Below are 13558 nucleotides of genomic sequence, written 5' to 3'. Positions count from 1 at the left end.
CTATTGGTTTGCCTCGCTATTGGTTTGCCTCGCTATTGGTTTGCCTCGCTATTGGGTAGGATTTTTTATCTATCGAGGCTGAGAAGCTTGCACCAAATCAACTTTAATCGTCGTCAAAAGCTTTATTTTTAAGGGTTTCCGCTTTTGGCAGTAAGCCCTACCTATTGTCTAAGTATTGATAAACGTGAAGAATTCATGTTGATAGGCACAGTTCATTCCACGTTATGATACTATACTGGGTATTAATAATAATTAAGGGGTGTGACCCCACACTCCACGATAAAAACTAAGTGTTAACCGGGGCGACACATCCAGGGTTGTAGGTACTCTCCCATTCTTCAGTTGCTTTACTAGGGAATTGGTATGCTCAAAAATAAATAGACAAGTTGCCATTAATTTAGTAAAATGCGTATTTTATTTGTCTGTCTGTTACGGGATGCCGCTTAGAAATCCCTGTGATGCACTACAGCTCATTCTTCTTCACGAGGGTTTTTGATCATGGCTTGGAAATATACACCTCAACCTCTTGCATTTTTGTCAGTAGGTCTTTTACTAAAGCTGCTACTGGTTAGTAGTTTCGCCGTATCATTACGTGCTCAAACCATACCCCTGTCTGAAACAGCCAGTGCGACCTTTATTCCTGACAGGAAAGGAGCGCCCAAAGATTCAGCCGGGGGAGCCTCACGGGATGGTGGTGTCTGTCCCAATGACACAAGTGAGCTGGGAACATCAGTCACACCGTTCCAATTAGCCACAAATCATGGATTCACGGTAGCCGAACGTCCCACCTTTTTTGTCTACATCCCACCAACAGTGGCTCAAGACGCTGTATTTATTCTCAAGGATGAAACAGAAGAGTATTTCTACCAAAAAACCGTATCACTTCCTAATCAGAGCGGTTTGGTCAGCTTTAAACTACCTATTGATGCACCAACTCTGGAAATTGGCAAGACCTATCAGTGGTCGTTTTTACTCATTTGTGGACAATCCCTGCGACCTGATAGTCCTAAAGTACAAGGGCAGATTCAGCGCATTCAACCTGATCCCGCCTTACTCAGCAAACTTCAGCCATGGTCTCCTGTAGATAGAGCCGCTTTTTATGGAGAGGAAAGTATTCAATAAGTAGGTGGGAAAAATTAAACTTAACCCTGGGGATTTGCATTCTTCACACTCGCTTCCCTTGATCCGCAAGCTACGTGATTTGTCCTTATACCAAGTTGCATTCAAATAAAGTCGTCAAACGTCAATTTGATCAAAGATGCCCAAAATCTATCTGTGGGCATTTTTTATTAATTAATTAGATGTGAGACCATAAGTATAGCAGTAGGCTCTGAGGGTAATTTAATTAGCTGAAGTCGGATTTAAAAATAAAAAGGAGGAAACTTGCAATTTACAAACGAGTTAACAAACCACTCATTTGAGTATTATTACTTAGTCTTCTTTGGAGTCACTCTTGTCCGATACTTTCTTATTGCTGGGGGAGCCTATTGGCTCTTTTATGTCGTTCTGGGAAAGTCTCTCGCCAAAAACAGTTTGCGTCTGAAGCCACTGATGAATGATTCCATCAGAAATGATATCGTATTATCGGTTCTATCGGCAACTGTTTTTGCTTTTTGTGCAGCGCTAATCTTATCAGAGTACGGTTTGGGAGTAACACTCCTCTATACTAACCCAGATGAATATGGACTGTGGTATATAGGAGTTAGTTTTGTGGCAGTGCTTGTGCTTCAGGATACATACTTTTACTTTATCCACCGCCTTTTTCACCACCCTTGGCTGTTTAAATGGATGCATTCTGGACACCACCGTTCGGGAGAACCAACCCCCTGGAGTTCCTTCGCATTTGATCTACCAGAGGCAATTATACAGTCACTCTTCTTTGTGATTATCATCTTTATCGTTCCGCTCCATTTTATCACCTTAGCGGCGGCACTGATTACGATGACAATATGGGCAGTAGTGTCTCATCTGGGATTCGAGCTATTTCCCTCATCATTTCTTCACCACTGGCTGGGGAAGTGGTTTATCGGGGCAACTTATCATTCGATACATCATCGCCAGTACACTGTACATTACGGATTGTACTTCACGTTCTGGGATAAGTTGCTTGGTACTTAACTGCCTTGGATATCCAGCCGGCTTTCTCTCATTTAAGTTTTTCGCAATAGAGCTATGAGTCCAAACCAGTATAAACCTCACATTCTTGTGTTGCCTGAAGATGATGCGAATCGCTCTCCATCTTAATGTAGCAGGGAATGCTGGAGAAGGCAATTTGATTGGTGGACTAGCACTGCTTTCCGGCTATATCAATAAAGTGCGCCAAGAAGAGAAAAACACGCTTTATGTGATTTCTGGCGATATGCTCCAAGGGTCTATGATTGATACCGAATTCAAGGGTTTGTCAACCATAGAAATTATGAATTACCTGGCGCCAGATGTAGTAACCTTGGGAAACCACGAATTAGATTATGGATTTCCTCATTTGCTATTTCTGGAAAAGATGGCAAACTTTCCCATCGTCAATGCCAACTTGTATATCAAGAAGTACAGTAAACGATTGATGAATCCTTATCTAATCCTCAATGTTGATGGATTTGATATCATGTTCATCGGTATTGTGACGGAAGAAGTGCTTAAAGCATTAAAACTCGACACAAGTATTAGCACATTTGTTGGTTTAGAAGATGCCGCTGCAGAAGTAGGAAAGATTTGTAACGCCTACAAAAATGAGGATATTGACCTGACGGTTCTGCTTACCCATATCGGTATTGAAGAAGATAAAAAACTAGCGGAGATGCTAGATCCTGCGTGGGGAGTGGATATGATCATTGGTGGACACTCCCATACACTGCTAGAACAGCCAGCACAAGTGAATAACATTCTGATTTCACAAGCCGCCGTTGGTACAGATCAGATTGGACGTTTTGATATAACCGTAGATGACGATACTAACAGTATTGTGGAATTGTCCTTGAAGAATATCTGGGTTCTCATCAACTTCTTGACGCTAAAGTCGAAGGACGCTTGATTTTTAAATAGGAATGTCGAGGGTTTAGTGAGGGAAATACTACCTGTTGAATCCATAACAGGAAAGAAGTATAGCAACCGCCATAGCGGTTAGGACACATCATTTTGTAGAGACGTTGCATGCAACGTCTCTACTCGAATTTAGTATTTTTGTATTAGGGTGTTGGTACTTGACGCAAAGGAATCGTTTTAAAGACCCGAATCAAATCAGCTTGGCGAATCGGTTTACTAATATAATCATCCATCCCCGCCTTTAAACACGTTTCTCGATCTTCCTGCATCGCATTAGCTGTTAGAGCCACAATCCAAGGGCGCTGGGAGTAGTTTTTGCAGATGTGACGGGTAGCGGTTAAGCCATCCATTTCTGGCATCTGTACATCCATCAATATTACGTCATAAGATTGACGAGAGAGTGCCTCTAATACTTCCTGACCATTACTGACCAAATCAGCTTGATAACCTAAGCGTTTTAACAGTAACAATTCTACCTTTTGATTAACAAGATTATCTTCAGCCAAAAGAATCCGTAACGGCAACTGTTGGGCAAGAGGCGAATCTTCAGATTTGGGCGAAGCCGATTTAGACTCAATAGAAGTAGCCTGTTTTACCAAAACTTTAGTCAAAGTATTATAAAGTTGTCCAAGTTTAATCGGTTTAGGTAAACAAGCAGCAAAATGACGCTCAATTAAAGCGGTTTTTGTTGTCAAGTTGCCCACAGGTGTGAGTAATACCAAAGGCAATTTATTAAACCCAGCTTGGTTATGGATTTGCAGACCCAGAGTTAGCCCGTTCATTTCGGGCATTTGCCGATCAATAATTGCCAGATCAAAGGCTTCTTCTTGATTCAGCCAACCTAGAGCTTCATTCCCCGATTGAGTACTCCGAGCAATCATGCCCCAACATTCGGTTTGCTGGGTTAAAATTCGGCAACTTGTCGGATTATCATCAACAATTAAAACTCGTTTACCCGCAAGCTGAGGTTGAGCAGTCCTTAAATTGGGTTCAGACGCATCTTGATCTACCGTTAATACGACATAGAATGAAAAAGTAGACCCCTCACCTAAGGTACTGTCTACCCAAATTTCCCCCCCCATCATTTCAGTTAATTGTTTAGAAATAATTAAACCCAGTCCTGTGCCACCATACTGGCGAGTGGTGGAAGAATCCAGTTGACTGAAGCGTTGAAACAAGCGGTTAAAATGGTCTTGAGGAATACCAATGCCTGTGTCTTTTACCGAAAACACAAGGCAAACAGTCGGCGAGAGCTGGCTATCCTGGTTTTGAGTCGAATCGGTGACGTATTGATGTTCAAGCTTTACTGAAACGCTAACTTCTCCCACATCAGTGAACTTAATGGCATTACTCAACAAATTGATGAGAATTTGGCGCAGGCGGGTGACATCTCCGACCAGAGTAGAGGGGACTTCTGGGTCAATCAAGTAAGTTAATTCTAATCCCTTTTGCACCGCTTTGGGCGCAAACAGATCAACAGCGGTTTCCAGACAGTCAAGTAGATTAAAGGGTTTGAATTCAAGTTCTAGTTTACCCGACTCAATCTTGGCAAAATCTAACACATCATTAATTGTGATCAGTAGGGTTTCCCCACTTTGGCGAATCGTTTCTACCAAGTCCTGTTGATGGGCATCCAGTTTTGTATTCTCTAAAATTCCGGTTAACCCAATCACCGCATTCAGAGGAGTGCGGATTTCATGGCTCATGGTTGCCAGGAATTCACTTTTCGCTCGATTAGCGGCTTCTGCGGCTGCTTTTGCCTCTGCTAGGGTGGCGTTTTGAGCTTGCAGTTGCTGTTGAATATGGCGTAAAGTTAGTTGGGTTTTAACCCGCGCGATTACTTCTTCGAGTTGAAAGGGTTTCGTAATATAGTCTACGCCACCCACTTCAAAGGCTTTCACTTTATCCCAGACTTCATCAAGAGCGCTCAAGAAAATTACCGGAATTTCGGCGGTTTGTTCGTCAGCTTTCAAGCGTTGACAAACTTCATACCCATCCATTTCCGGCATTTTAATATCCAGCAAAATTAAATCCGGCGGATCAGTATTAACCGCATTCAGTGCCTGTTTCCCACTAATCACCCGACGAACTTCATAGCCTTGGTTCGCCAGCATGGTAAACAAAATACGTAAATTATCAGGGATATCATCGACAATTAATATGTCTCCCTTGATGGCTTGAGATTGACGTTCACTCATGAAGGAGGGGCTGTATTAAATCCACTATGCGATCAAAAGAAAGGGTGTTAACCCATTGGCTCAAGGTTTGAGCCAGAGATAGTTGCTCTTCTGGAATTTGGGCAATAAGCTGGATCATCACTTTCTCTCTAGCGCTGAGTGCAGCTTTGTGCAGTTGTACCAGCCATTCAGTCGGCATTTGTGCCAACGCTTCTTGTAGGGTAGTTCCCTGCAAGGTTGCTGGCGACGTATCCGGCGATGTGAGAGATGCAGGTTCCGCTTCTGCATACAAATAACGCACCCCTAAATGTTGCGCCATTTTTTCAAAGATAACCTCTTCCTGAAATGGCTTGCTAACGAAATCGTCGCAGCCGGCTGACAAGACAACCGATCGCTGTTTATCGAAAACACTGGCAGTCAAGGCTATAATTACCGTGGCTTGACCCTGCAACGATTGGCGAATTCGACGAGTGGCTTGATAACCATCCATCACAGGCATCCGCATATCCATCCAAATCAGGTGAGGTTGCCAACTCTGACAACGTTCAACCGCTTGCTGTCCATTTTCGGCTTCCTGCACCTCAAACCCCATCGGTGCGATTAGATTAACCAACAACACCCGACTTTCCCATTTATCATCAGCAATCAGAATCCGATAGGTGGGTTGATTGGGGGCTAAACCAATCACCCGTTTAGACTGTTGAATCTCAATGTCAGCCGCTTGAGCGGGATTAACCTTAATTGTAAACCGAAACGTTGTTCCTTGACCCAAAACACTGCTGACGGCGATGGTTCCTCCCATCAGTTGGACAAATTTCTGGCTAATCGGTAAACCTAATCCTGTGCCTTCTTGAGATTTGCGCCCGGTTTCGGTTTGGATAAAAGCTTCAAACAAGGTATCAAGTTCGGCTGGGGCAATTCCTGGACCCGTGTCTTCGACTTCAAAGGTGATTAGGGATTGGGGATTGGGGATTGGGGATTGGGAAATTATACCCCGTTCCCCGTAGAGACGCGCCATGGCGCGTCTGTGCAAGGGGGTAACGTTATCGGTAAAACCCGCCCCTATACATTGGTTTACAGACGTGCCATGTAGAGACGTTGCATGCAACGTCTCTACATGCAAGGTGACACTCCCTTCCCCTGTAAATTTAATCGCATTTCCCAATAAATTAATTAAAACCTGACGCAACTTACTCTCATCAGCCCACACGTATTGGGGAACCTCTGGAGCACAATCAAAGATTAGCTGTAACCCCTTTGATGCCGCTTTGAGCTGGAGCATTTCTTCTAAACTTTTGAGTAAGCGATACAGATCAAAACTGGTTTCATTCAGTGTAATCCGACCCGCTTCTATTTTAGACATTTCTAGTACATCATTAAGCAGCGTGAGTAAATGTTCACCACTGCGAGCAATAATGCCAAGATACTCCTGCTGAGTTAGAGTTAACGTCGAGTCACGGGTCATCACTTGGGCAAAACCCAGAATCGCATTCAAGGGAGTCCGTAGTTCATGGCTCATATTCGCTAAAAACTCACTTTTAGCCCGGTTCGCCGCATCAGCCGCTTCCTTAGCATCTTTGAGTTGAGCCATGAGGGCGGCTTGTTGTAGCGCTACGCCTAACTGATTACTCACTTGTGTCAGTAAACTAATTTCTGCGGCGTCCCAGTGACGGGGACTGGAGTTTTGATACGCCCCCAATAATCCCCACAGCTTGTCACCGACAAACACGGGGATTAAACAGTAAGCTTTGATCTGAAATACCTCTAACAACTTGACATGACAGGTCGAGTAAATCCTTTGGTAAATATCATTAACGACAATATTTTCATGGTTTTTAAATCGACCACCTTGAGTTTTTTGTAAACAGGTATCTGACCAAACCGATTTCAGCTCATAACCGACTAAGGGCGACCAACCTGATGCTACTGATTCGGAGACAAAATCCCCACTCCAGTCTAGATTGAATCGATAAACCACGACGCGATCGCAGTTAAGAATTTGCCGTACTTCTTGGGTAGTCGTACTAAAAATCTGATCAATATCTAAGGTTTGGCGAATGCTTTCAATCACCCGCGCTAATGCCCGCGCCTGTTCAGCAGCTTTGGCTTGCTGGACGGCTTGCGCTTGCAATAACTCCAAATATTCCGACTGTTGCAATGCTACCCCTAATTGGGCTGCCACTTGCATAAGTAACTTAACTTCCCGTTCTTGCCAATGGCGAACTTGACTATGTTGAAAAGCACTCAGGATTCCCCAGAGTGTTTCCCCTTTAAATAGGGCAACAACAGCAAAGGATTTAATCCCAAAGGATTCTAAGGTTTCAATATGACAATCGGTTAAATTTGCTTGATAAATATCATCAGCAAAAACCGCTTCATTGTCGCGTAATCGACCCCCTTGATGTTGGCTTAAATAGGTATCATCCCAAGCACTCCCCACCAGTTTGGGTAAATCTCCTGCTTCCGATTCAAAAATAAAATCGCCGAAATAATCCTCGCGGAATTTATAAATGGCAATTCGTTCAACATCCAACAATTGCCGGACTTCTGTAGCCGCTGTTTGGAAAATCGTATTTAAATCTAACGTTTGGCGAATTTTATCAATCACCTGAGCTAAAGCCCGTTCCCGTTCCGCTTCCTGGGCTAACTCATCCGCCCGTTGTTGTAATTGCGCCTCCAGTGTGGTTTGCAATTCTGCCGATCGCCGTTGGGCTTTACCTAAAAGTTCAGCCTGTTGAATCGCTACCCCTAATTGAGCACTAATTTGCACCAAAAAATTAATATCTGTCTCATCCCACGATCGTGGTGCTGAATTTTGAAACGCGGCTAAAAGTCCCCAGAGGCTTTTACCTTTGTAAATCGCAATAATTGTATAGGCTCTAGCTTGATACCGTTCTAAGCTTTGAATATAGCAATCCGAAAACCCTGCCGTATAAATATCACGACAAACCCGGAAAACTTCCCCTTTAATAAAGTCCCCGCCTTCAGTTTGCTGTAGATAGGTATCAATAATTTGAGGATTGGCTAAGGATTTAATACTACAATTACTAATATTTTGGCATAACTGGGGATCTTGATATTGCTCTTGGACTAACGGTTTCCAGCCCTCAGCCACCGATTCAACCACGAATTCACCACTCCAATCGGGATTAAACCGATAAATTGCCACCCGATCCGCATTCAGCAACTGCCGTGCTTCTTGAGTTGTCGTCTGGAATATAGTATTAATATCGAGCGATCGCCGAATCTTATCGATAATAGCCGCAACCGCTTTCTCCCGTTCAACCGCTTGATTAACCGCTTTCGTCAACAACTCTGACTGCATCCGCAGTTGAGCCACAAACTCCGCTTGCTGCAACGCCACACCCAAATGAATGGCAATTTGATGGACAAACTCGATTTCATCACTTTGCCATTGGCGGGGGCGCGAACATTGGTGAATACACAACAACCCCCAAAGCTGATTCCCCTTAAGTAACGGCACAACCAAGTTAGCTCGAACTTGGAAACGTGATAAAATTTTAATGTGACAATCAGGTAAATTCAAGGCATAGATATCTTCAGCCGCCCAAATCCGCCCCTGTTGATAATGAGTAGCATGTCTTTCTCCAAAACAGTCATCCTCGACTTTGGTGGCGATAGCTGACGTAAACGGCGACACCACATCTTCGGAAACAATTTCCCCACGGCGACAGCCAGACTCTGGATCAAAGCGAAACATCCCCACCCGATCCGCATTCAACAGTTGACGCACTTGGGTGGCGGTTGATTTAAAGATACTCTCCAAATCCAGAGATTCCCGAATTTTAGTCACCACAGCCAACAGCGCCTTTTGTTGGGCAACTTGAATCGGTTCTGGCATGCTCATCGCCTCTAATTGTGCCACACGCGATCGCAGATAGGTTAATTCGGCTTGGAGTGACTCGTAGGTTTTGGTATTGAGAACGATATCTTGATCAGACATGATCAGGTTCCGGGTGCGGGGGTGCGGGGAAGGTGCGGGAGATGGGGGAGATGGGGGATAACTTGTTGAAAAACACCCTTTTATCCAAATTTACCTTGTTCTTTGAGTGCTTGTCGAATTCTTAACTGAGCTTCCTGATCATTAGGATAACGGACAATTGCCTCTCGCCAAACGCTTAGGGCTTCATCCAATTGACCCTTTTGCCTCAACGCATCCCCTAAATACCAATACGCTTGCGGCTTTTTAATGTTAAGACGAATAGATTCACGATATACATCTATAGCGGCTTCCCAGTTTTCTTGAATCATCAAGCTATTGGCTAGATTTAAATGTAAAATAGCTTTTTCCGGATGCTGCTGGCTCAACGTCTGATACGACTCAATTAGAGTCTCTAATCGATTAATTTTTGATAGCATTAAACCGACGCTAAAAGGAATTTCTGTGTTCTGAGGATGGCGCTGGATCAACTGCTGAACCACCGACATTGCTTCCTCTAGTTTACCTTGTGCAATCAAGGCTTGGGCTAACTTGACATACCCATCCACAGTTTTCGGCGATCGCCGGATTAGATCCCGGAATACAGCTACCGCTTCATCCCATTTATTTTGTGCCAGGAGTGTATTACCCAGCAGTAAGCGCACCATATCATTACTGCGTTGTTTCTGGATAACTTGACGAAACATCGTTTCCGCTTCGGGGTAATCCTGTTGCTGATAAAAGGCGATACCCTTTTGAAACAACGACGCGATCGCGATCGTCTTACCAATCAAAAAAATAACAGTTATTAAACCGACAATAACGACTGTAGCCGCTATCCAACTTAAATTAAACACAGATTACACAGATTGATTGAATGACACAAGCACAAAACTTACTCTTGCTTAACACAGATTACACAGATTGTAATCAAACCGACAGAAAACTTCTTGACATTAAGGTTTAAATGCCGAACAGCTTAACTAACCTCCCACCTCCCCACCCCAACCTCTCCCCTAAATCCGTGTAATCAGTGCGACTAACCTCCCACCTCCCCACCCCAATCTCCCCAATAAATCCGTGTAATCAGTGTTTCAGGCTAACAAACAAGCGGCGGGAAACATCAGATATTCCAAAAAGAAGAGCTTCCAGATAAACTGATAGAAACTGGCGATCGCGACTTTATCCTGCAAATCTACATTCTGACTACGCCACCAAACCAAAACTAAAGCCGCCAAGTGTGTTATCCCCAAAACAAGCGGGTTAACCACGTCAAACAGTAGCACTCCACCGAGAATCATACCCAAATAGCAGAGGGTAATAATCCATCGGGTGATATTAAACACTGCTGGCTTACCCAGTCGAATCGTGAACGTGGTGATATTGTATAACTTATCTCCATCAATATCTGGGACATCCTTAAAAATCGCGATCGCGACGGTAAACACCAAAACAAATAACGTCAATCCCCACACCGCATGCGTTGGCGTCATCGCTTCACCCTGTTGCCACACCCAGCTAAAATGCAAGAATAGTCCTAAATTGACCACAGCACCTCGCACTGAGAAGATACAAAGTGCAGCCCAAAAGGGAAACCGCTTCAACCGAATCGGTGGCAAGGAATACGCCGTACCAATGGCTAAACTGACGCTAACCATGAGAAATAACCATCCTCCCAGTATCCGGGCTAACAGCAGCGCACAGAGTCCAGTTACAGCAATAATCAGTTTAGCTTGTCTTCTGGAAAACTCCCCCGCCGCGATGGGAAGATGAGGCTTATTAATCTGGTCAATTTCCACATCTTCGAGTTGATTGAGTCCCACAATGTAGATATTACCGCAACAGCAGCATATCCAAGTACCCAACAGTTGAGTTAAATTTGAGAGTGCGATCGCACCGTCGGTAATCGCTAAGGCAATCACATACAATGCCAATACACTTAGGGTAGTACCGATGATCGTATGAGGGCGAGAAAACTTCCACAAGGCATAAAACCAGTCTGTGGGTTGCTTAAGCGGGTTGAGAGGGGCAGAAGTCAAGGTTGATGGAGAAATTTGGCTCATTCTGGAGTGTAATAGACTTTCCCATTCGATTTTACTCTCTTGAGGGACATCGAAACATCAATCCCCACTCGTTTACTCTTTTCTTGACGGTGAAATTCACCAAACAAAGAACGAATGACGTAGCTTGGTTCTGGCGACAGCGAGTATAACAAATGAAAAATGACGTAAACAAATAACAAAAGGCAAGTATGGCACGAGGCGATCTAATTTACGCTTATCGAGAATTGTTCAACCGACAAGGCGTCTACAAACATTATGGGATTGACTGTGGCGACGGTACGGTTATCCACTACCGCAAACCCAGTGAAACCATTGAACGCACCTCTTTACCGTCATTTGCTAGAGGTGGAAAAATATATGTCAAGGAGTATCCCACTCATTTTATACCTGATGTAGTCGTTCGCCGTGCGGAGAGTCGTTTAGGTGAACGAAAATATAACCTGCTATCTAATAACTGCGAACACTTTGCTGTCTGGTGTAAAACTGGCGTGAGTCAAAGTCCGCAAATTCAAAATTTTATTCCGATTATTACTCAGATGAATACTGAGAACTTATACGAACCGATTAAACGAGCGCTGCAAGAGAAAGATCCGGACAAAGCCAATCGGTTATTAACTAAAGCATTAGCTGAAATTAAAGGAGTTTGGAATACTCTACAACCGCAGTACAACCGAGATGTTCGGGAGATAAGCGCTTGGCAGAAAGTTGCCATTCAAGCGCTGAAACAAAATAGGGAAGACTTAGCGCGGGCGGCACTTGTCCGGAAGAAAGACTATGAGAAACGGGCGCAGGAGAATAAAGAAAAGTTAGATCAGCTTGCTCAGATGACGGAAACACTGATCCGCAATCGGCTGAATGTGAAATAGATCGGCTATTTTGTACTTGGGGTGGAAACCCGAGTTTTTGGGTAACAGGGAATAGGGAATAGGGAATAGTCGCTGACTTCAGCCCTCAACTAAAGTTGGGGCTAAAAGCTCAAACCCGTTGAAACGGGTTCAAAGAGTTAATTCATTTCTTTCCAGGCTATGGAAGTCAGTGCCATTTATCTTAAGTTGACACCAATGCGGTAAAATTAGCCCCTACAGAAACGTTTACGCGATCGCACCCGATAGTTCTTGCCAGCGCTGATGCCACAATTGCTGCATCTTTTGTATTATCTCAGGTAAATCCCGAAAGTCCTGACTTTGCTGATTAATTTCTGGGGCTAATCCCTGAAGTCGGCTAAACTCTCGGCAACAGTAGAGTACCCGTTCCCAAGCCCCATACCAATCCCTTCCGGCTTGCTGATGGGCGCGAATGGGTTTCAGGCGTTCTTCCTCGTTTCTCAGGTATTCAGCCTGTTTTGCCCACGCCTGACGCCAAGGTTGCACGGCTTCGGGTTGCTCATGCTGATCATACCAGTCGCGTTCCCTGCGGAAGATTTCGCCTAATTCATCCAACTGGGAACGAGAGGTACAGCGCCCAATCGCCGCTAATCCAGCCTCAATCCAAAGGGGCAAGTTGCGATAACTGACAAAGATAGCACGGGATTCCACCAGCTTGACCCAGATTTGGTGTTGCCAGCATTCGATGCGATCGATTTGTTGGAGGGGAATGTTAAGAAATGTAGCGACTTGGTGGCGTACTTCGTCCAGAGAAAATTGGCGAGGATCAACAACCCCAGCCGTGATTAAGTTCTCAGACATGGTAAATCACTCCTGATTTGGGTATTTGCGGTAGCGTTGGCTTGATTTAGGACAGTTGATGCTGGATTTGTGGCGATCTCGGCTGTTTGGCCCGGAAAAACGCCTAAATCCTCAACCCTAAATCGATTGACCCAAAATCTTAGCCACCCCGCACAAGTTGCCATAAGAAGTCGGAGTGGCTAGAGGAGTGTTAGTATTTCTTCTAGCTTCCAGACTGGTCTGGTCAGTTTGGGGGTTAGCTGCTCAGAGCTGGGCTAACAGCTTTGAGTGGCGCTAAGAGTTTTCGGTTTAATTTGGATTATTTTAGCACATTGAAGGAGTTCTGCTCCAGGGTCAAGGCTTTGTTACAAAAGTTTATTTATACCTTAAACCCTTGACTAAGCTCAAGTAAGAATCGAGCTTACTAGGTAAGTCTTTCAACCCGTTTTAACGGGTTTAAGCTTTTAGCCAGAACTTTAGTTCTAGGCGTAATGCGTGCGTTGGCTGTTACAAACTTATGTTACGTCACGACAATTGAAAAAGGGCGGGTTTGAACTAAGGTTATTCTCAATAGCATAATGGAAGTCCATAAACCCGCCCCTACATGGGTAAACAATTAGGAAAAAGGGCGGGTTTGAACTAAGGTTATTCTCAATAGCATAATGGAAGTCCATA

At 44.3% G+C, this 13558-nt stretch carries 8 protein-coding genes and 1 pseudogene; 4 read left to right on the top strand and 5 right to left on the bottom strand.

What is annotated here, in order from left to right; translation table 11 throughout:
• The first annotated feature begins 498 nt into the window (after nucleotides 1–498).
• From ACLFWI_RS15370 to ACLFWI_RS15360, 3 genes and pseudogenes are all read left to right on the top strand, one after another.
• Nucleotides 499–1122, top strand: a complete 624-nt coding sequence (locus ACLFWI_RS15370; RefSeq protein WP_446413647.1) for a DUF928 domain-containing protein — start codon at nucleotides 499–501, stop codon at nucleotides 1120–1122.
• A 261-nt stretch (nucleotides 1123–1383) separates the two neighbouring features.
• The gene (locus ACLFWI_RS15365) at nucleotides 1384–2118 is read left to right on the top strand and encodes a sterol desaturase family protein (protein WP_446413646.1); all 735 of its coding nucleotides are present in this window, start codon (nucleotides 1384–1386) and stop codon (nucleotides 2116–2118) included.
• Between the two features lie 100 nt (nucleotides 2119–2218).
• Nucleotides 2219–2965 (top strand): annotated as a pseudogene (locus ACLFWI_RS15360) (bifunctional metallophosphatase/5'-nucleotidase); the annotation flags it as partial.
• A 217-nt stretch (nucleotides 2966–3182) separates the two neighbouring features.
• Here ACLFWI_RS15360 and ACLFWI_RS15355 read toward each other — a convergent pair.
• The 4 genes from ACLFWI_RS15355 to ACLFWI_RS15340 form a co-directional block, all read right to left on the bottom strand.
• Complete coding sequence (locus ACLFWI_RS15355) at nucleotides 3183–5237, bottom strand: response regulator (protein WP_446413645.1); 2055 nt, start codon at nucleotides 5235–5237, stop codon at nucleotides 3183–3185.
• Nucleotides 5230–9180, bottom strand: coding sequence for a GAF domain-containing protein (locus tag ACLFWI_RS15350; protein ID WP_446413644.1), 3951 nt, complete (start codon nucleotides 9178–9180; stop codon nucleotides 5230–5232). The genes ACLFWI_RS15355 and ACLFWI_RS15350 overlap by 8 nt, the downstream gene beginning before the upstream one ends.
• An 80-nt stretch (nucleotides 9181–9260) precedes the next feature.
• Nucleotides 9261–10013, bottom strand: a complete 753-nt coding sequence (locus tag ACLFWI_RS15345; RefSeq protein ID WP_446413643.1) for a tetratricopeptide repeat protein — start codon at nucleotides 10011–10013, stop codon at nucleotides 9261–9263.
• 237 nt (nucleotides 10014–10250) lie between these two features.
• Nucleotides 10251–11219 carry a homogentisate phytyltransferase gene (locus tag ACLFWI_RS15340; RefSeq protein WP_446413642.1) on the bottom strand — a complete coding sequence of 323 codons (969 nt, stop codon included), beginning with the start codon at nucleotides 11217–11219 and terminating at the stop codon, nucleotides 10251–10253.
• Between the two features lie 188 nt (nucleotides 11220–11407).
• Between ACLFWI_RS15340 and ACLFWI_RS15335 the strand changes: the two genes are divergently transcribed.
• Complete coding sequence (locus ACLFWI_RS15335; RefSeq protein ID WP_446413641.1) at nucleotides 11408–12085, top strand: lecithin retinol acyltransferase family protein; 678 nt, start codon at nucleotides 11408–11410, stop codon at nucleotides 12083–12085.
• A gap of 225 nt (nucleotides 12086–12310) precedes the next feature.
• On the opposite strand, the gene ACLFWI_RS15330 is transcribed toward ACLFWI_RS15335, so the two are convergent.
• A complete protein-coding gene (locus ACLFWI_RS15330; protein WP_446413640.1) occupies nucleotides 12311–12904 on the bottom strand; it encodes a hypothetical protein in 594 nt (197 codons plus the stop codon).
• Between the last annotated feature and the right edge of the window lie 654 nt (nucleotides 12905–13558).

Origin of the sequence: Coleofasciculus sp., assembly GCF_046539235.1 — a bacterium.
Classification (GTDB): Bacteria; Cyanobacteriota; Cyanobacteriia; order Cyanobacteriales; family Coleofasciculaceae; genus Coleofasciculus.
The sequence above is the reverse complement of the archived record's forward strand: the minus strand, read 5'-3'. Positions and strand labels throughout refer to the sequence as shown.